The organism is Bordetella tumulicola (genome assembly GCF_054779135.1).
Map to the genome: position 1 here is coordinate 938,777 of NZ_BAAGYU010000010.1, position 20,471 is coordinate 959,247.

Here is a 20,471-nt window from a genome sequence, read left to right on the forward strand (position 1 = left end):
GTACCCATTGCACATAGGCCTGACCTCTGTATAAGTATAGAGTTTGTTACAAACTCGTTCGCGGATCTGATTCAACAACCGTGTGGCGCGTTTCATGGCTAGATTTAGCAATGTCTTTTTATTTAGTACACCTGCTGCAGGGCTAGCGCCTCTCATGTCAAACGTTAGACTGCCTCAAACTCCCTACACTGGCCCACTTAATGTTCACACTGATTGAAGACCGCGCAGCGATTCGTAAGGCACAGTCTGAGCTCGAAGCGACAATCCGTCGCGAGTTTCCGACAACGGCGGTTCGGGACATTGGCTGGCAAGGTGGCCGACAGTCGCAAGCGAGGGTGCGCACAAACGGAGCGTACTGGTTTTGGTCCTCCGATCACAAGGACGGAGTCGCGACCCCCAGAAGGTTGAATTGGTTTGGCCGAATCGGAGAAGGGCCAGGCGTGGCGATTGCAGTAGAGGTGAACACGCTTTACGAGGGTCGCAATGACTCCATCGCTGGTTTCTTCGCTCGAGACTCTATGAGCGGCCGGGCTTATCTGTTCCATTCCGGGCGTGTCGGAGGCGGCGCTAAAGGCGTCAAGAAGGATGCGCTCGTTGCCTGGGCTGATCTCCAGCTTCAAGCTGTCCTCGCCAGCGACGGATCATACAAAGAAGGGATTCTTGTGATGCCCGTTTCGGGACGAGGGGCTGCCCGTCCAGCAATTGCGTATCTCCAATCCATCATTGATTTCAAGGCTGCGGTCCGCAGTGGAGAAACACAGACTACGCAGGCTCGGGAGAAGGAACGGAAGCTGCGGGAATACTTCGATGAATTCTTTGGGCGGAAGAATGGACAAGTAACAGCGCGCGATATTGACTATGTTTCTAGGCATGGTGAAGTTGTCAAGGCGCTGCAGGAGTGGCGCAAGAGCAGGGGCATGAAAGCTGGCCATCGCTTAGTGAAGAGCACGCTACTTGACCTCGGTGTCGCGAAGGGCTCTGACCTAGTAGAGGCTTTCGAGGTAAAGACATCGGCAACGCGAGGAGACGTCTATACAGGCATTGGCCAACTAGTCGTTCACGCCCAAAGTCCTGAATGTTCACGCACTCTCGTGCTGCCCGGTGATGAAACCTTGGCCAAGGACTTGGCCGCGGCTTTGGCGCGTAGCGAGATCCAAGTTCAGCTTTACCGGCTAACGGAAACGGAAGTGATATTGCTTTGATCGCATCTGAACTTGCGGGGAAGCGGTCTAACAATATAATCGAGGGACCGTTCGCGGCGCTTCGCTTGCTGTTGCCCGGCCGCTCATTGTGAACGTTGAACGTCCGCTTTTGCTCGAAGCCACCGACGGTTTCTGGCCGAAAGTTGCTCTTCGTAGCGGACCGCTTCCGACCCAATGCCGACATTCAAGAGGTCGAGAGCAGCGAATGGGGACGAGCACTGCCACTCTCGAGCAGACGTTGTTCCGAGCCTACCGCCTGGTAAAAGCCAAGGTGCGCTGCGCGAAGTTGACGAGCGCCTGGTCATTGATGACCTGCATTGCCCACGCGGGGTTGCTGTCGTGGTGGAACAAGTTGGAGTAGTCCAGCAGCGCCCGAAGCTCCACGATGTCGGCCTGACTTAGGATCTGCCCCGGGGTGTTCACCCGTTGCTCGCAGATGCCGATGAACGGTCCGAGAAGTCCACCTGGCTGAAAGGTATTGGGGTAAGCAACGCGTGCGAACGCCTCAAGAATGGGGCGCAAGGCTGCGGCGACCTGTCGTTCGACTGCCGGATTGGCGGCTTGCAGATATTCGGTCACGAGCTCGTGACGCCGATCATGCTCCGTGATGCAGTCCTGACGGACATCCCAGGCGGCGAATGTCGAGCCCGCTGCTGCGCGAATCAGCCTGATGGCGGAGCGGTCCGCTGTGTTCGCACCCTCCCACAGGTTACATAAAAAAGGCTTTGAGTGCGAAAGCACAATCACCTGGGCAACGCGAGGAAGCAGGCGGCGAATCTCCTGCACGGTAGTCAACGAACGGTGCTCGTCGAGGCTTGTCATGGGGTCGTCGATGACCACTATCTTCTGCGCGAGCTGCTGGTCCTGCTCCAATGATGCGAAGAAGAACGCCAACGCAAGCGCATTGCGATCCCCAGCGCTGAGTGTGTTGCGGAACGAAGGACCCACATCGGCCGTGTGGGGCACCACTGCATTATTGATCAATACGCTATACGAGCAGGCCGATCCCCCTCGCGTATTGACTGAATCGACTTGGTCAAGGCGAAACCCGGCGTTAAAGCGTCCGAGGTAGTCGTTGAGCACTCTTTGATAAGCCGGAAAGATATTCTGCCGGTAGTTGTCCAAGGCGATGCGCGCTTGATCTCTCAAACCTTCTGTTCTGGTCTTCGCTGCCTTTTCTTCTTCGTACGCCGCGCATTGCGGAGCGACGTTTGCGGAGTAGCGCGCACGTGTGATTTTCAGCCGCGTTAGATCCGCTGTCAGATCGGCGACGCTGGCCTCGGCTGCGCGCTCCTTGACGAGTGCGATCTGGTCATTGCAGGCCGTCAAGGACTCGGAACAGGCAGTGACGGCCACCTTGGCCGCCTCGTAGTTCGCGATAGCGGCCATTGCAGCCTCGGGTAGGATGCTGCCTTCCAATGGGGCGGCCTGCTTTGCGGTGAGCACTTCTGCTATTGCTTCGCGCGCTTCTCCCCATGCGCGCGCAAGCACCGCGGTGTCGACAGTGATCTCGGGCACTTGCACGAAGGCGCCCCAAAAGTTGCGACGCTGTTCCGCTTCTCGTAGCGATCTTTCAAAGGTGAGCGCAGCAGGCGCGCCGTGAGTGTTGTTCAGCTCCCGGACCTGCTGCTCCACGTCGCGCTTCAATTGATCGTAGGCCTCGCTGAAGTAAGCACGGTAGTGGCCCAATAGAGGCGAGTTAGCTAGATCCTGAGCACAGAAGGGGCAGATTTCGTGATCCACGTCAGTGGAAGCGGCGGCGATACTCTGCATGCCATCACTGACCCACGTGGCGCCTGCTCCACCGAGCTTGACTAGATGGGCCTGGACTCTATGGGCAGCTTCCGCCTCAAGATCAGGCAGCGTCCGGGCGAGAAGCGCGTTGATGGCCGGGATGTCGAAGCTGGGCAGGCTGAGTGCGATAAACGTCGCAGCCTGCCGCACCGCATCGGCCGACCTTGCCGCGGCCAAGTCTCGCTCGCCATCCTGGATAGTGACGTCGATGTCGGCTCGCGCAGGCAAAGCGCAAAACGCATCGACCGCCATGTTGCCGCGCGCCTCCACCGGTATCGCGTCGCCGAGCGCTCGTAAAGTCCGGTTGTGATCCTCGATACTAGCCACATGGCCTTGTAGAGCGGCGTTCAGCGCAACACCCTGCGCGCCGAGGATCAGTTCGTGCAGGTTCTGCCGGTGTGACGCGCCGATCTCAATGCCTGCGCAGACGTTCTGAGCGACAAAGTGATCATCGAAGACGGCGACGCCGGGCAGTGTGCTTGACCAGACGGCATTCTGGAAGACCAGTGGCGGACCCGCCCTCGGGGTCAAGACCAAGTGCGGAGGATGCTGCGCCCCGAGGCGATGGCGTTCGGTGACGAGATGAGCGTTACCAGTGCCCGCTGATCTCAGAATGGAGGAGAGCGTCGTCTTGCCGCGGCCGTTCTCGGCATAGATCAATACCAAGCGAGTCAGCGGGAATTGAGCCCCTTCACTTACGGAATCGAATTGCCCCACGTTTCGAAGCAGCTGGATGCGATCAAGGCTCATGCTTGGCCCTCCGATCGCCCGATTGCGACTATCATGCCCGTCTCCCTCGCTTCGTCGAGCGAGCTGCCATTGGCCCGCGTTCTGGCTTATTCTAGACTGATGCGCAGAGCCGAGCTATCGCTTATGGCATCGTGCCCACTGACCGCTCTTGGCCGATACGTGCCGGGCATGGCAACAAGTCCACTTTGATGCAGTTGCCGTTGCTTGTTTGGTTAACTAGGCGGTATGTGGAATAGAGAGCAAGAGGCGACTAGTTATCCTACTTCCATCTCAGATTCTGCGCGCAGGGCAAGAGGATCCAGTCTGTTCTGACCGTCTGTCAGGTCTTTGCTCACCACCGGTTGCAGGTCGTGTGCCAGACCCTTGTATGTGAGTTGATCCACGCGCTCTGGTAGTTTTCCTGCGTCGTCTGTGAACACAACGATATCATGCCGTTCACGGGAGATACTGACATAGTAGGTGTCCTGGGCCGTGGTGCGGCTGAAGCTTTCCGCGTTGTAAAGCACACGGTCACAAGTCAAACCTTGGGCACTATGCGCGGTGGTGGTGTAGGCATAGTCCATATTAAGGGGACGATCTGTGGACAATCGAACGTATCGGCCTTGGGTCTCGATGGTGACATGAGCCGAATCAATGGCGGCGACCGTTGCCAGTTGGCCATTGACCAGGTCGTTATGCGTGTCATTGCGCGTGATCCGGACGCGATCTCCCACCGATAACTCGGCTCGGCTCTGGTGGTAGACCGATAGCTTGCTCATGGTTTTAGGGATAATTTCTATGGGTTGCGCAGACGATTGGCTGGCAGTCACTGCTTTGACGGTAATGCGGTCATGACTCGTGGTGCCCGTTACGCGGTAGGGCTCGCCGCGTTTCAGCCCACACTGATAGTCCCGCTCGGGAATGACGATATCACCCTCTGTATAGTAGCGAGCCACACTGCGCTCCGCGCGAGTGGTGTCGCGGCGCGTCAGGAGATCGCATTGTTGGCCCTTGTCCTGCAGGCCAAGCAGTCGGTGTATCTGGGCGTTGATTGAGATGCGTGAGTCGTTGGTGCCCGTGACCGCGAGGGTATTCAATTGCTCCGTCGCCGAAAGCTTTGTATACGCTTGAGCAATGGCTTCATATCGTGCCGAACTGTCTCGACGCTTGTGACCATGCTCATCTGTTGTGAACTGATCCGTAATAGTACGGATTTCGTCTAATAGTGGAAGGGATCGGCTGGCCTGGCCGTCGGCGGCCAACCGAACCGCCTGGCGCAATCGTTCCGAACGCTGACGCTGAATATCCCCCATCAAGACGGTGCGCATGCCGCGTTCTTGCAGCATGGAAAATGCTCGTCCGGCCTCAATGGCTTTGGTCTGGGTAGTGTCGCCTAACAAAACCACTTTCGCACCGGTAGGCTGAATTAGGGACAGCAGCTTGTCCATCTGCCTGACGGGTACCACCCCAGCCTCATCGATGACGACCACGGTTTTAGCGTCTAGCTTGTCGGTGAAAGTGCGTTTGTCGGACGCGGCGAGCACGGAAGCGATCGTTTTGGCAGATATGTTGTCTTCACGCAGATTGCGCACCATATTCCCGTAAGGGGCCAGGGCAACCATCGTATGACCGTGTTGGTGCAGTACGGATTGTGCGTTCTGCAGCGCGAAGGATTTACCCGTGCCTGCCAGTCCCTGAATACCTGCGACCTGATCTGATCCGGTCGCAATCAGCATGACCGCTTCGCGCTGGCCAGGTGTCAGCCGAATATCCAGATCGTTTACAGCATGGGACTCGACAATGGTGGCGGGCCAGTCATCGCGGCCTGCGAGCTCCGCCGACAAGATTCTTGATTCGGCGTCGAAAGCTTCCCGAGTCGCGTACCGTGGGGACTCCATCAACAGACGTCCTGCTGCGATGGCCTGGTCGACCAGTTGCAGAGCGATAGGCTGTGCCACGTTGGATAGGCGTGTCACTTCGGCTGCCCAGCCGTCACGCGTCATGGGTGATGCCCGTTTATCTTGCACGTCGCGGTAGTGAGGGGCTTCTCGGATCAATGCGCCGGACTCGATACGCTGCTGAATTACGTCTTGGATGGTTGTGACGTTTGCATGCCCGCCCGTGTGGCGTACCGCGTGACGCAAAAGGTCTGCCAAGGACATCACGGATTCTCTTTCCGCCAGATGCCGAATCGCCCAGTCTAATGAGGCTTCCGCGACTAGGTTGGCCGGTGCTTGCGGATGTGGGGCTTCCTGTTCCTGAAATGATGGCGTAGTGTGGCCAAACTGCATGCCGATTGCCGCGGCGGCGTCGCGCCATTGTTGTTGCAATGCAGCGCGATCGAAGTTTTGAGTTTTGGCTTGGCGACGGGACAATGTGATACCTTGGCGCAGCGCGTGAGGAGCCTCGTCGCGATTGGTTCCGCGTGCGGAGAGCTCTGCCGTGATGTTGGTGCTTCGCTTGCTGAAGAACTCGATTTGTTCGCGGCTGATGTGGGCCAGTTCAATATGGTGTTTTTCATGGCGGACGCCATAGCCCAGCGTGCGGACATTGCGTTCCAATTCTGCCTGGTAGATAGAGTCCGTCACGCGCAAGAGCTTGAATATTTCCTCATTGGATAGGGCTACCCAGCTACCGTCGGCGCGTTGAGTCAGGTTCATCAACAGCGCGTGAACGTGCAGATGAGGATCTGGGGCAGCGTCCTCGGTAGGGCGGGCGGTTTCGTGGCGAAACTTGGCAATGATGAGGTTGCTAGTGTGCTCGACGCGTGATTTGCCTTTCTCCTTGCGGCGACCCATGGCCAAGTGTTGCTCAACATAGTCCAGGGCCATTGCGACCGCTTTGTCGTTGGCTTGGACTAGGCGCTTGTCACCGCCGATCAAGGCCTGCAGTGTGATGCTCTTAGGGGCACCGAACGTGAGGTCTAGAGAAGCCCGGGCTTTGGCATCTTTACGAATGGATTCGCCTGCGGCGACACGATGGCCAAACTCGCCTTGCAACATGGCCTTGAAACGTGCTGGATCGATCTCACCGACTGCGCCTAGCCGTCGAGCTCCTTCACCTTGCCAAGTGGCAGCGTCACCGTCTCGGCTGTAGTAATCGTCTGCCTGGTCTGCGTAGTAGTGGGTAGCAACGGACGCGCGAGCGCGATAGATCTGGCTGTGCGAGATCATAGAAACTCCAGAAGCGAACGGGGAGAGGGAATAGCTACGTCAACGGCTTGGTGTGCGGTGTGCTGCCGAAGCGCGTGGATTTGCCATCATCAACTTGGCAGAAACAACGTGGAAAGGTGACTTATCTCAGGGATTTATGGGTAATCCCTATGCATGGCAGCTTTAATAATCGGGTGATATGGCTAAAATCAGTCACATTTAGATAAATTATGTTTTGTCTGACATGAAAATCTATCCGATTCCCGAATCCGTGTGCGATACGCACGATGGCGATGAGTGGGCGCTGGCAGCCATTCTTGGCGAACGTGTTGTGGCGCTCAGGTATCTTTCCGACACCGCACCTCGCGCCATTGTCGATCAGCTCAATGAGGCTGAGCCGGAGTTTTCGATAAGACAGTGGCTGCGTAAAGAGCCAATGGCGCTATGTGAGCTTCGGGCACTTGGTGATGTGAGCGCAGCAGTTGTTTCTAGCGATGGTTTTGCTGAAGTATGGCTAGTCTAGCAATAAGAACATTAGTAGAGATCGGTCCTTTTTTTGCTGTTGAAATGCTCGGTCGGTCACGAATATCTTTCGTGGGAAGGTCAGAGATCGCCCTTGACGGAAACATAAAAGTATAGAACTGCTAGAAGGCTGGCTATCGTTCAAATCTCACGTTTTAAACCATTGACTCAATAAAGTTAAATATGTCGTTAAAAGAGAGTGCGCTCATATTGAAGCTTGACTCGGATGAACTCGAGGAGCTGGTGAAGAAATGGTTGGCATTAGAGAGTGAAATATATTTCGACTTCTCTCGATCTTCCGGAGCCTACGACAGAGGTCTGGATGCTGTCGGCTTTTTAACCAAAGAGCGCCATGACGGTGATTGGGATAATTTCCAATGCAAGCAACTCAGATCCACACTGAAAGATGGAGAGTTTTTCGCCGAGATTGGAAAGGTCTTCTATTACGCATCTCTCAACGAGTTTATATTGCCACGTAGGTACATATTCGTTGCTCCGAATGGAATTTCTAAAGAGACGAAAAAGTTTGTTAATTCTCCAAAGCAACTGAAAGCAGCTCTGCTAGATGAATGGGATGTACGTTGTTCAGGGAAAATTATCTCAAAGAAAAAAATTCCCTTATCCTCTGAATTAAAGACAGCGATTGAGGGTTACGATTTCTCTAAGATTGAGGCTTGGAATAACACCAAACTTATTGAGCAGCCTAACGTTCGGAAAGTATTGCACTATTTCATGGATGTAAATCCAGGGAGTGCGCCACAGGGAACTGTGCCAGCGGATATTGATCCCACTGAGCGAGGACTCATTAATCAACTCATTGGTGTGTATGAAGATGATTGCGGAGAAAAGTTTTCCAATGAGGACGCTGTTCATGCTCATGAGAAATATGGACAACACCTCTTAGTTCAGCGTACTCGATACTACGACGCTGAGGCTTTCCATCGGCATTTTCGAGACAACATCGATCCGAAAACTCTAAAACAGTTCAATCACGATATTTACCATGCTGTTATCGATGAGTATCTAAGTAGTTCAGGATTACCTCGAGTCAATGCAGTTATGAAATCTGCCGGCAACGTCCAAGTATCAGGAGTTTTCGGTAAACACAATTCAGCTGCCGTTAGTGTCAAACAGGGCGTATGCCACCAGCAAGCCAATATCGGAGTCATGCCATGGAAAAAGTGAATTCTCTGGAGGGATTGGAGAGCAACAGCTTATTCAATAGCTTAACCGAGATAGGAATGCGTATTCTATTTATTCTCGAAGCATTTCATCCTTGTACGATTGATCTAAAGTATCTTTCGGCCTACGACTACTACATCCTTCATACAGAAGATATTGATGGTCCGAAAAGCCTTCACGTTGCTACGGCATCGCGATCGGGTGAGTTTCTTGTGCGGCGTAAAGGGATTCAGCGTGCACTCCTATTCTTGCAAAGGGCGCATCTTATTGAACTTCATAACGATGCTGATGGGCAAGCATACAAAATTACAGAGGAGGCCACCGGTTTGCTAGATGTGGTCGCTGCGCCCTATCACGAAAAGCTGAAGCATCGTGCTGCTTGGTTATATGAGAGGCATATGTATGAACCGCTAGACTTCGAAGAATGGATGCTTGATAAGCTGTCCGAAATGAACGCCAATCCACAGAGTGGCCCTAAAAATCAGGAGATGTAGTCGTGACTTTCAAGCCAATCAGCTTAAATCGACTATTCTTCATAGGGCCAGCGCTTCCGGTTGCGTCTCTCAATCTATTTCCCGGATTGAACATTGTCTACGGTGGATCGAACGCCGGCAAGTCGTTTACGCTTAAGGCGCTCGACTTCATGCTGGGTGCAGATTCGTTGAAAATGCCTAAGCAAGGCCAAAATTACACTCATCTCTATCTATGGGTGACTCTTTCTGATGGCAGTAAAAATACATTATCACGCTCTGCCAGTGGTGGGGACATATCGCTTTTCGAAGGACATGTAGAAGAGAACTTGAATGGTGTTTCCAGAGAAACGCTAGCAAGCAATCAGAAGACGAAGACAAAGAAAAAAAAGAGAAGTGTCTCAGACTATTTTTTCGAGAATATGGGCATGCCGTTAGGAGCCCAGATTTTAAGAAACGAGACAGGGGATAAGGTAACGTTGTCGCTCCGGCTATTGAGTCGATATTTACTTGTTGGCGAAGAATCGATGGTGACAGAGGGTAGTCCCTTGAAATCGTTGGATCAACGACTAAGCACCGAAGATAAAAGCATTTTTCGATTTCTCCTCAATGGCAAGGATGATTCTGCAATTGCAAGCGTCCCAAAAACAGAAACCCTGAAAGCAAATCGAGAAGGGAAGCTAGAAGTCTTGGAGGAGATGGTTGCTGAGATCGAGGTGCAATTGAGGACTGTGACAAGGACCGAACTTGTTGATCGTTTAGATAGCTTGGACCAATCGTTGGCGGATATTCAGTTAGATGCTAAGAAATTTCAGAGTGAGTTAGACGCACGACGGATCAGTAGGAGGAACATCCTTGAAAGTCAGTCATTAATAGAAGATAGGCTGTCGTCGCACTCGAGGATGTTAATGCGCTTTGAGGAGCTCCGATCGACCTATCTGTTGGATATGGAACGCCTAGAAGCCCTTCAAGAAGGTAGCCTATTATTCTCAAACTTGAGTGCTCGTCCTTGTGCGGTATGTGGCGCGGAACCGAATCACCAGCATCATCCCGAGGGTGTGCACGACTTTGAGGCCCAGTCTGCTGCTGCAGAAGCAGAGATTGAGAAGATTCTGCGCGATCTGGATGGGCTCAAATTCACTATCTCCGCATTGAATAAAAAAATAGAAGTTTTAACTAAAAATCATGTGGATCTTGCGGAAAATTTGGCGCAGGAAGACAGAAAAATCGATGACCTGCTGCCGCTGGAGGGGGCTTCACGTCAGAGGTATGAGGAGGCGGTAAGTGAGCGTTTGTCACTTCAAAATCGGCTTGCTCTGTTCCAGCTTAAAGAGGCACACGAAGGTCGTATTGCAGCACTGAAAGCGCAAAAGCTTGGAAAGCAGCGTGCTGATGGGCTTCCTGACCCCATCGGGTCGAGTTCAGGGGCAGAGTTTTCTCGAACAGTACTTGCCGTTTTAAAAGCCTGGAATTTTCCCCAAATTCAGACTGTCGATTTCGACTTCAAAAAACAAGACATCGTCGTGAATGGAAAGGAAAGATCGGATAACGGCAAGGGTATTCGGGCAATCTTGCATTCGGCTATGAAAGTAGCTCTTTTGGTGTACTGTCATGAAAAGAATCTTCCACATCCCGGATTTGTTGTTCTCGATTCTCCGCTTCTCACATATCGAAGCCCTCTGAAGGGCTTCAAGCATGGAGAGCTTCGGTCCGATGAGAAAGAGCTTGGGCAAACAGCTCTCAATGAAGCTTTCTATGCTCATTTGTCGTCAATGTCTGCATTCGCCCAGTTCTTAGTTTTCGAGAATCAGGACCCTCCTGAGTCAATAACCGGTCGCCAGGGAGTCCAGATTTGGAGTGGTGAGAATGGAACAGGGCGGCAGGGCCTGTTCCCCGTACTCGACTAGAGCTTTAGCAAACGAGGAGAAAGAGGGGATTACCGCTGAGAAATTGTAGGTTTTGAGTCTTCGAATGCAAAGGATGCAAAGCTGTCAGTAAGAAAACAGCTCTGTATCCTATTCATGTTTCATCTGCGACGCTCTGGAGCGTCACTCTAGGGTATATTGCGACTGATTTGACCAACTCATAGCCCCCTTCGAATCAGCTCATATACAATCTTAGCGGACAGTACACATGCTGCGCGGTGATACTGATCGCCTTTATGAGGCCCTCCGTCATCCACAACAGCCTTGGCGCTAAAGAATTTCGGATGACTAGAGGAGAGGCGAGCAGCCTCATATACAGCAAATGCCTCCATCTCAAAGGCAGTAATCTTGCGGTGTTGCTCTTTGATAGACGTTAGGAAATTTTTGTCTGCAACCACGGAGCTGCCGCTGGAAGTAGGCGCAAGCAATACCTTAGGCGCGAAATGTTCCATTGAATCTGGTAGCTCACTACGTCCCAGTTTTATCCCCTCAGTCGCTGTTTCGATAAACTCCTGAGACTGGATAATCTCGTTAAGTTTGAGACGCACTTCAGGTAGGATCTGGACGCTGTATAGCTCAGGCTCGAAGCCGTTCTTTCCCCACTTTCCAGAATCATGTTGGTGGCAAATTTCTGGTATGACGACGTCATAGATATCGGCTTTACCTTCTATTCCCGCGCAAATTCCACTCATACACACTAAATCAGGCTTGAAGTAGTCGATGGCCTTGGCTGTAGTTATCGCACAGCTGACCAATCCCATTCGTGGTGCAATCACGATAGCGCCTTTGCGGCCATTTATCTCGAGGCCACGAATTTCAAGACCGAAAACTCCTGTCAGCGGGCCGAGCTCATAGCCAGCTTCTTGGAATCCATTCGCCTCTTTCGGAAGAGCGCAGATAATCAAGAAATCAAAACGTAATGGTGGTTTGCAAGCTCTAACTTTTTCTCGTAATGGCTCAACCCAAAGTTGATTTGCAGGTTCGAATGTTACGACCGCAATATCTTTCGAATTAAGGTCTTTGTAGCTTTCATCCGCTGCTTGCAAGAACTGAGTTAGAGCCAGCATAGGCGACCGACAGTTGATGCAGTCATGATCCCGCGCAGCATCAATTATTTGAAGTGTCAGATCACGCTCTTCAATACCATCAAATTGTGGAGCGACTAGGTCAGCAATAATTAGATCGAATTTTTCGCGTTCAAGTACTCTGTGAAAGGTCTGAAAATTTTTCACCCATGTTATATCAGCATCAGATGCCTCGCCTTTAACCTGCTCTTCGATTTGACGGTACTTCTCTTCTTGATCTTCAAGTATTAGGATTTTCATTTTTTTTAATAAATTTTGATAAATCAGCCTTCCAGCGCTCGCTCTCCTCAGAGTACTCAATGCATCCGAGAATATCGCAATCTATTTCTTTCTTGATGGCGTCTGCGGCGTCCTTCACTGCGTAATGAACGCTACTGATTTCGATCTCATGAAACTGAGTAATCACAATACATGGGTCTTTGCGGTCAAGTGATTTGAGCTCCAATAAAATCTCCAAGCCTCCATTAAGAAAAGACATTGGACTCCCTTCTCCTTGCAAGCTCGGATGACTGGGTATCGCCATATCAACTAGCACTAAATCGTAGGTATTCTTGTTTATGAAATCTATCGCTTCCACGAGGCTGGGAATCTCATCAAATGAGGAGTCTGGCATTAATTCAAGAATATATTCGCGGATATTTATTGCCTTGAAGCTATCATCCTCGATGAGCAATATTCTGTGCATGTTAATGCTCCAGCAAATACGACATTGATATAACTACGTTGCGCTCTTCGCAGTGCAAAATGTTTATTGAAAAATTTGGATCTGAACGTGCAAGCTGATGGAGTTTCCGAATTCCACTCCGGTCTTCAGAGATTTGTGCATTATCTAGATTGTCGTCTGGATTCACCTCGAGACGGGAGTTTACATACTCGCTTGTGTCATCGTCGCTAATCTGTGAAGTAATAGTGATACTTACCGCCAAATCATTCTGAGGCTGTCTCCTCACGAAACGAAATAATCTGTCGACCTCTGCTCCCGGCTTACCGTGTTTTGCAGCGTTGTAGATGACAACGTAAAAAGCGTCGTAGAGCACATGATACGCTCCTCCGACTATCTCGATATCGTCATCATGATCATGTAGTTGGTCGATCTTGAAGTCGGGAAATGTGTCCCTGACTTCAGCGGCTACAGCTCTAAAAAGGAGAGATAACGAAGCTTTCGGTGAGACACTAATTGGGCGTTTAAACCATCCATACATAGACGACAGCTTTTCATTTATGTGATGGGTTAAGTCTCGACAAAATACTCCCGCAAGCTCGGACCTATGCGCGCAGGATTTTATTTGAGATAGCAGGTCTGCACCGATTAGTTCAGATTTCTTGCCTTTAAGGAAGGTATTTACATTATTTAAGTCGTCCTCCAGCATTCTCCAACAATACTCAATCAGTATTTGTGGAGCCGCTTGAGATGTCTTACGCTCCGAGTAGTCTCGCATCACCGCTTTTGAACAAGCGTTCGCAATCTCCATCTTGTGAGGGCCCTCTAACCTTGGCCTCAGTAAAGCTTGACGCTTGCCTGGAGATTCAACGTGCAGTCTATCAATTATTATTTCGTTTATAACGGTTTCATAGCGTGCTTGCCAATCTGACCATATTTGTCCAACAAGATTTTCATTAAGAAGAGATTGATATTTAGAGAGTTTTGAGAGATTAACTACAGAGGAGTATAAATGCCCTTTGAAAGTGCCATGTCTAATTCTTCGTCCTAAATATGAAGCAATTCCGAAAACGGTGCTTCCACAAAATGCGGCATAACATCTACCAATTATCTCCAACATCTGCGGGTTGCTATCCTGCTCAAGGGAATTGTTAAGATCTAGTGCTGTAAGTATGGCATTCAGCTCTCGCATCAACTCGTCATTTATCCATTCAAGAAGTCGTGAGGAATCTACATATATTCTATTGTCATCAATTTCATTTCTCAGCTTATTGATCTGATGGTCGATCAGGAGAGTACGGGCTCGATCAAGGTAGATCTTTTCGCCTGTGGTATCCCCCATGAAACGATGCAAAGCAGCACGTGTTTCAGTAATCTGAGAGGCTGTGAGTATTATTTTTGATAGTTTTGCAATGAAGTCTTCTGTAAAGACCTCGTACATGTATTCAGCGACTACTTGAGAGCAAGTTGACATGGCGGCGACAAAATCAACTAGGCGACCGTTATAAGAATCCAAGACCAACTTCTGAAGGATTCTTCGTAATTGATGATCATCGCCTTCGCTCCTACTCTTCTTGGCTATTAGCAGAAAATATATGAGCTTAGATATCTGAGATGAAGAACATGCTGCCATATTTCGAAGATAGGCAGGATTTATGGTTTTGGAAAGATCACGAGTTCGACTCATCAGCAATAATAAGCCGTCTTCAGAGATATCAGCGTATCCCTTGTGTTTTGCTATTAGATAATTGAAAACCGACGAACGTGTCGTGGAGCCATCTCGTTCCAAACGCGAAAGCGAGGTCCAAGTATGTCGCGTCATTTTTCTGCCAGAAGGCAGTTCTGGCAAAATGACGTCGCCCACCCACTGGCCAACGCGAGTTAACAGTTCTTCATCTAGCTTTATATACGGGGACTCAGGAAAATCGTAAAAATTATCCTGAAGGGTTCTATACAGCACGACAGAGTCGTTTTCTAACCAGGCGCTTGAGCGTTTGTAAAATAGCTCTTCACCGTCTTCGAATTCAGTGTATTGGTTAGCAATTGCAGAAATATCAGAGAGGTTTTCCAACCTCTCAAAAATTATATTGAGATAGTTATAGGTATTTGCCTGGAATGCATGTTTGTTTACTTTGGCAATGATTATCGCATCGAGTAGGGATGACTGCAGGCTGCTCTGAATGAGATTGGTCAGATCCTCCGTGTCTGCCGCATGAGGATGAAAGGCAAGTCTTAACGTATCGCGAGTGAATTTATTCAAGTCTCCTTTGTTGGGCAAGCCCAATAGAGATTTTTTCATACTAAGAAAGTCTTGGCCCTCTTGGTAACAATTGACCAAAGAGCTAGAAACTAAATTGTTGACCCTTATGCCAGCGTCTTCCAGAATGGAATCGACTTCAGGTAGTTCGTCTCCATTTTCCCTTTCCACCGAAATTAGCGCTGCTTTACGTAATAGAAAATGACTTGCACCTGCTTCGCGGTACGCTTTGGCAATAGCTAGTGATGCCCCCTGATAGTCTTTTTTGAGTACCGCGACGTTTATGGCTTCGACACAGCGTAGGCTCGCTTCGAGCTTATCAAAATGAGATTTGCATAACACATCAAGAAATGCTAGCTGCTTTGGCAGGGTCAGCAGTTTAAGCCGCTTAAAATTTTCTGTAATTTGCGGATGCGACGGAAATAGATCTGGAATTGATACGATGCTAATCTGCCCAAATGCGCGGAGGACTACGTCTATTTGAGCTAGCTCGTGCACGCTTAGCCTCTCGCGCAATGAGTTTAGGATTCGCACGCTATCTGCTATTTCTCCTGCGACAATTGCTCGTACTTTATTTCGTATGCGAATATCCAATTTCTTTAATTCGCGATGAATCAATATGCGATTTTCCATCAGATCTGCTATTTCCTTGTTATTTAATAGTTCGTGCAACGCGCATAGCGGCGCAAGATCTATTCGCTCTGACGCGTCGAGGAGAGATGCCGTTGTCTTAGTTAGGAACTAACACGTAATCTGGTGTGATCAATTCGACATATTTCTAGCTCTGATTGCTGCTTACGCGCAGAAACGACCTCCATTAGGCGAATATCGGCATTCCTCGACCCTCTGAGGAAAGCAAAAAAAGTACGGACACCATCAGCACTGAGTATCTGAAATATGTTACGAAGTTACTTATTGTAGCGAATGTTGAGTTGGATACACTTGGCCTGCGCCTGTGGAAAATTGTGCTGTGGCAGCGCGTCATGTGTCACTTTTTTGTTGCCGACATTCAGAGTTATCGTCTCTCCCAGACTCCTGAAAGGCCATCGCAGCAGATCCGAATTTCCTGAACGGCAAAGTTACCCTCGCAATCGGGAAGTCTCCTGCTAGCGCAACGTACCCGCCGAGTGATCGCAGCGCCTGTATCTGGGCCGCCGTAACGACATCTTCGGTCGTACGCTCCATGTTGTCCGACGTATTCCGGTTGTCGACGCTGCGGCTGACGCTGTATTTGGGGCGTTCCACCTCATGTTTTCCCAGGCTTTCGCTCATGTCTTTGGCAGTTTGAGGGTCTGTGCGGGAGCCGCCCAGCACTGCCAGGTTGCGGAAACTGGCGCGGATGGTTGTGGCCATGGTTTTGCCATAGATGTGTTCCAACTGTGATGTGCTTTGCAGCCCGGCCACGATGCGCAGGCCATTTTTCCGGCCCTTGGTCAGGCCTGCTTCCAGCGAGGGAAGCGCTTCCAGGCTGGCCAATTCGTCGATGAATAACCACCAGCGCCGATGAGAGCTTTCCGGCATGGACAGAATGGACGTGATGAATACGTCTGCCCATGAGGACACTAGCGGTTTCATGGAGCTCATCATGTCCTCGCGCCAGTTGATGTACAGGTTGCCGCCATCAGGTTTGGACAGCCATTCGCGGATGGAGAATTTTCCGGGCTTCATGCCGGTGTGCTCCGACAGCTTGTTCGACAGCACAAAGCGGGCAGAGGACAGGGCTTTGCTGGCCTCGCTGGAGCCCACAAACAGGGATTCGGCCAGCGTACCCTCTAGGAACTGTTTCAGGACCTTGGGGTCTTCGATGGTGCACAGGCGAAATAGATCCATGACGCTGGCTTGCTCGCCCTGCATTTGATGTAGTTTCTTGGCCGTTTCGCGTAAGAGCAGCCGCCCGAAATCGTTCCACTCTTCGGCATTTTTGTCCTGGCTCATCGGCACCATCGAGTGGGCCAGCCGTTTCCAGTCGTAGTCGGCACGAACTTCGTTGAAGAAGGACCACCCCTGGCTGCGGGCGTCGTAGGGGTTGAGGATCACGTCGTTCGGCTGCCAGAATTTGCTGAGCAGATCGCCATTGGGATCGATCACGATCATGCGGTCATTGCGATCCGCTGCTTGTCTGGATAATCGGGTTTGCATGTCACGCTTTGACCTACGCAGGACCGATGCGGCCATGTTGCGCAACAACACCGATTTACCCGAACCGGTGGCACCGCTGATGAGCAGGTGGAGGTTTTCGTTGGCCGTTGGCATGGGAATGCCGCCAATGTCGATCTGTTCTTTACCGCTTTCCTCACACTGGCGTGCCAGCCTTTGGGCTGAGGTGGTACGAGTACCCCGTACGAAGCGTTTGTAGCCTGCCCCTTCAAACCCTTCTGTTCGTGCCGTGCGTCCGACAAACAGGACGAAAATGAGGGCGAGCACTAACCCGACACCTAGCGCACCATAGAGCAAAGGGTACTGCGGAGTTATCACCATGAAGTGCCAAAAAGCGCTGGCATTCCAGTCTCGCCAGTGTATGTGGCTGCCCCAGGTGGCGACGGCCATCCAGGCTCCTGCAGGAAAGAGCACCAATGAAAAAGCAGCAATGCGCCTCCGGGTAATGGGGGAGATCAGGGTGGACATGGGTGCCAGTCCTCATGAGATCAGCATCTGACCGAGGGTTAGACCCGCCAACAATCCGCCCAGGATGCCAGCAGCACCACCCATAAGCAGGGCAATCCAAGTCATGCGACGCGCAGAGCGGTGTGCCGTGCTGGCGTACTGTGTGGCCTCTCGGGCCACGTGCTCCAGTTGCTGACGGGTGTCATACAGCATGGCCTGAATGGCCTGCTGTGCATCCTGGTGGATCGGCCTGATGCTCGATTCGATTGTGGTCGTCAGATGGCGATTCAGTTGTTGGGGCAAGGCTTGCTGTGTGTCCGCCATCGCTTGCATATGCTTCTGCACGGTATGCATGTGCTGAGTGGTACGCTCCAGTCGGTCTACCAGACTGGTCACTTCACCCAGCACCTCGTGATAGAGCAAATCCAGTTTGGTGCGAGCGCTATTGGGAGCCAGGTTGGATTCCATGGTAGCGCTCAGGAAAACAGCGCGTTGAAGGCCGCGTTCATTTGACGATCTACGGGCTTGGCCAAGGCGCGCAGGGCGTGACGGCTGCTCAGTTGGGAAATGCGGACATGATCGTCTGGGTCGGCGACGCGAAGCAGGGCGCGGTAATCGGTTTGATCTGCCAGCACGTCGGCAATGGTGGTGCGTTGTTCGGCCAGGAGCTCGAATACTTCGTTTTCGTAGATGGCCGCGTGAGGGTTGACTTGCACCTCGCCGGTCTTGGCGGCATAGGCCAGGATCGATGGGAATTCATCGGCCACGCTGCTATCGACACGATTAAACAGGATGCGTACCCGTTCGGCATCCACACCCAGTTCGGCCAGCGCTGCGACAGTTTTGATGGTTTCGCGCTGGGCTTTGCCAGTATTGATGACGGGCAACACGAAGTAGCCGATTTCTTCATGAGCGCCTTCGTAGCGCATCATGTGCGTCAGAAAATCCTCGATGTTGCTGGCACCGACATCGACGATGGCATCGTCTCGGGTGAGCAATTCACGAAACAGTCGGCCAAAGTGCTCCCCGCGTAGCTGATCGACATCGAGGCCAAGATCTGCGCCTGTTTCGTTTGTGGATTCGACGGCAAAGATTTGCGCGCTGTTCATGCGGGGTGCAAGCAGGTGCGAGGCAGTGACCGTTTTGCCAACAGAGCCGGTGTAGTTGAGCACGGCGACTTTCATGGTTTGTTCCTTTTGGTGGGCGGGTTGTCAGTGGTGGGTGTACGGTTGGCTTGGCCTTCGCGGCGCAGTGCTTCCAGGTCAATACGCATGTCGCGAATTTTTCGTAGATCACCAGGCGTTTTGATGTCGCGGGGTCGCCCCTGAATGGCATCCAGTGTGGGTGGCGACGAGGTGGGGGGTGAAGGTGGAGACGGTGACTTGGCGGCTTTCCTCTGCGCTTTGCGCCAGCGGTACAGCGTGATGGCATAGGTGCCGAACTGAACCTGCAGGCCAGCTGCTGCCAAATCGTCCAGCACGGCGGCATGCGGGACACCAGTTGCCAGCTCTACTTCGATCAACGGAAACAGGGCGCGCAGTTGTGCGGCGGTGCTGATGCGAGGATCCAAGGTCGCGAGGGTGGCGCGATAGCGCGCTACGGGTCGGGATTCATTCATAGGCTTCCATGGTTGAGTTGAAGACGGGGTGGGGTCGCGGCTTGCCATAGGCCGACTTATCCACAAGCTCACCTGGTAGTAATAAGGTAGAAATAAGGTAGAAGGTGTCGAGATGGCTGGAGAGCCCCTATTCATGCGGGTTTCCAAAACCGATGCGCGATGCTATGCCGATAAAGCGCGATGCTGTGCCGATAACCCGCGATGCTATGCCGATGCAGGCGCGATGCTATGCCGACGCCGAAGACCACTTATCCACAGGCGATTTTTGGTCAATCAATGATCAGTCAACGGGTTTGAAAAGGCGGGTTTGGTGCGCTGGATGAGACGCTATGACACGATGGCTTAGCGATCCAATCGCGTCCAAACCGCCTGTTCGTGTCCCTTGATGGCCGCCTCGATTCGGGGCTCGGCTATCACGCCCAGCGCCTCCAGTTCGGCCAAACTGCGCTCCAAACTGATCCGAAAATCTCTCATGCGACCGGTAGACTGTGCTCGTTCCTTTAGGATTTCCAGGCTGTATTTCTGCTGGATATCGGACGAGGTGCCGATGAGTCGCTGCAGACTTTTGGACAGATCCAGCCGCATCTGTAAGCGCTTGGACCAGTCCACCAGGGCGTACTCGCGATTGCCGAATATCTGTGCCCAGCGCGGATCGGCATAAATGGTGTAGCAGGCGCTGTGCGCGTCGTAATCAAAGCCACCGATCATGGCGAGCACCCGTGTTGAGGGATGATTGCCATAGCTGTACTTGATGGAGCCGTCCTTGCGTCGGGCCTCAATGCACAGCGTAAACCGGGCCAAATCCTTCATGCCTTCATGTAACCACTCGTATTGGCTGCCGCCTGTCGGTCGGCCCATGCCTCGCAGAAAATCGGCACGGTTGATGACGGGCGCTTCGCCGAGCAAGGCCGTAGTTTGCAGATACATGGCATGCATCCAGATGTCCGCGTGGTCTTCGCTTAACTGCTTGCCAGATCCCTTGAGCAGGATGTTGCTGCTTTCGAGAAACACCGTGTCGTCATGCATAGTGCGCCAGCCTCGGCGCACGGGCGCAAAGATGGCGCTTCGGGCAATGTAGTTGGGAATGGCGCGTGTTGTTTCCTTGATGCCGGGCAGGATAAAGGGTGTTGGGGTTCGAGCCTGTTTTTCTGCGGCTGCCGCCAAGGCCTGCTGGGCCTTTTGGTGTGTCCGTTGCATGGCGGCAGACAGGTGCAGCAAGTTGCCGTCCTGGTGAAAGGGCTGGCGTGTGGATGAAATCATCGGTCAAGCT

15 protein-coding genes are annotated in these 20,471 nt (G+C 52.0%); 5 read left to right on the forward strand and 10 right to left on the reverse strand.

Going from position 1 to position 20,471, the window contains the following annotated elements; all coding sequences use genetic code 11:
* The first annotated feature begins 440 nt into the window (after window positions 1-440).
* Window positions 441-1,202, forward strand: coding sequence for a hypothetical protein (locus ACYVDM_RS21695; RefSeq protein ID WP_415788752.1), 762 nt, complete (start codon window positions 441-443; stop codon window positions 1,200-1,202).
* A 249-nt stretch (window positions 1,203-1,451) separates the two neighbouring features.
* On the opposite strand, the gene ACYVDM_RS21700 is transcribed toward ACYVDM_RS21695, so the two are convergent.
* Together ACYVDM_RS21700 and mobF are read right to left on the reverse strand one after the other, a co-directional pair.
* On the reverse strand, window positions 1,452-3,746 hold the full coding sequence (locus tag ACYVDM_RS21700; protein ID WP_415788754.1) for an AAA family ATPase: 2,295 nt from the start codon (window positions 3,744-3,746) through the stop codon (window positions 1,452-1,454).
* Window positions 3,747-4,000: 254 nt separating this feature from the next.
* Window positions 4,001-6,898 carry a MobF family relaxase gene (gene mobF / locus ACYVDM_RS21705; protein ID WP_415788756.1) on the reverse strand — a complete coding sequence of 966 codons (2,898 nt, stop codon included), beginning with the start codon at window positions 6,896-6,898 and terminating at the stop codon, window positions 4,001-4,003.
* Window positions 6,899-7,121: 223 nt separating this feature from the next.
* Between mobF and ACYVDM_RS21710 the strand changes: the two genes are divergently transcribed.
* The 4 genes from ACYVDM_RS21710 to ACYVDM_RS21725 all read left to right on the forward strand — a co-directional run bounded on the left by ACYVDM_RS21710 (window position 7,122) and on the right by ACYVDM_RS21725 (window position 10,958).
* The gene (locus ACYVDM_RS21710) at window positions 7,122-7,400 is read left to right on the forward strand and encodes a hypothetical protein (RefSeq protein WP_415788758.1); all 279 of its coding nucleotides are present in this window, start codon (window positions 7,122-7,124) and stop codon (window positions 7,398-7,400) included.
* 182 nt (window positions 7,401-7,582) lie between these two features.
* Complete coding sequence (locus ACYVDM_RS21715) at window positions 7,583-8,584, forward strand: ABC-three component system protein (protein ID WP_460475466.1); 1,002 nt, start codon at window positions 7,583-7,585, stop codon at window positions 8,582-8,584.
* Complete coding sequence (locus tag ACYVDM_RS21720) at window positions 8,572-9,075, forward strand: ABC-three component system middle component 2 (protein ID WP_415788762.1); 504 nt, start codon at window positions 8,572-8,574, stop codon at window positions 9,073-9,075. Before ACYVDM_RS21715 ends, ACYVDM_RS21720 begins: the two co-directional genes overlap by 13 nt.
* A 2-nt stretch (window positions 9,076-9,077) precedes the next feature.
* On the forward strand, window positions 9,078-10,958 hold the full coding sequence (locus tag ACYVDM_RS21725) for a coiled-coil domain-containing protein (protein ID WP_415788764.1): 1,881 nt from the start codon (window positions 9,078-9,080) through the stop codon (window positions 10,956-10,958).
* Between the two features lie 176 nt (window positions 10,959-11,134).
* Here the strand turns inward: ACYVDM_RS21725 and ACYVDM_RS21730 are convergent, their stop codons facing one another.
* The 8 genes from ACYVDM_RS21730 to ACYVDM_RS21765 form a co-directional block, all read right to left on the reverse strand.
* Window positions 11,135-12,301 (reverse strand): 5'-methylthioadenosine/S-adenosylhomocysteine nucleosidase family protein, encoded by a 1,167-nt coding sequence (locus ACYVDM_RS21730; protein WP_415788766.1) that lies wholly within the window; start codon window positions 12,299-12,301, stop codon window positions 11,135-11,137.
* Window positions 12,282-12,746, reverse strand: coding sequence for a response regulator (locus ACYVDM_RS21735; RefSeq protein WP_415788768.1), 465 nt, complete (start codon window positions 12,744-12,746; stop codon window positions 12,282-12,284). Before ACYVDM_RS21735 ends, ACYVDM_RS21730 begins: the two co-directional genes overlap by 20 nt.
* Before the next feature lies 1 nt (window position 12,747).
* Complete coding sequence (locus tag ACYVDM_RS21740; RefSeq protein ID WP_415788770.1) at window positions 12,748-15,612, reverse strand: hypothetical protein; 2,865 nt, start codon at window positions 15,610-15,612, stop codon at window positions 12,748-12,750.
* A gap of 348 nt (window positions 15,613-15,960) precedes the next feature.
* On the reverse strand, window positions 15,961-17,604 hold the full coding sequence (locus ACYVDM_RS21745) for a type IV secretion system DNA-binding domain-containing protein (RefSeq protein WP_415788772.1): 1,644 nt from the start codon (window positions 17,602-17,604) through the stop codon (window positions 15,961-15,963).
* Between the two features lie 12 nt (window positions 17,605-17,616).
* Window positions 17,617-18,051: a hypothetical protein gene (locus tag ACYVDM_RS21750; protein WP_415788775.1), complete on the reverse strand. Its 435-nt coding sequence runs from the start codon at window positions 18,049-18,051 to the stop codon at window positions 17,617-17,619.
* Window positions 18,052-18,059: 8 nt separating this feature from the next.
* Window positions 18,060-18,767: a StbB family protein gene (gene stbB, locus ACYVDM_RS21755; protein WP_415788777.1), complete on the reverse strand. Its 708-nt coding sequence runs from the start codon at window positions 18,765-18,767 to the stop codon at window positions 18,060-18,062.
* Entirely contained in the window at window positions 18,764-19,201 is a 438-nt protein-coding gene (locus ACYVDM_RS21760; RefSeq protein ID WP_415788779.1) for a hypothetical protein, read from the reverse strand. Before ACYVDM_RS21760 ends, stbB begins: the two co-directional genes overlap by 4 nt.
* A 342-nt stretch (window positions 19,202-19,543) precedes the next feature.
* Window positions 19,544-20,461 carry a TrfA gene (locus tag ACYVDM_RS21765; RefSeq protein ID WP_415788781.1) on the reverse strand — a complete coding sequence of 306 codons (918 nt, stop codon included), beginning with the start codon at window positions 20,459-20,461 and terminating at the stop codon, window positions 19,544-19,546.
* Window positions 20,462-20,471 lie beyond the last annotated feature (10 nt).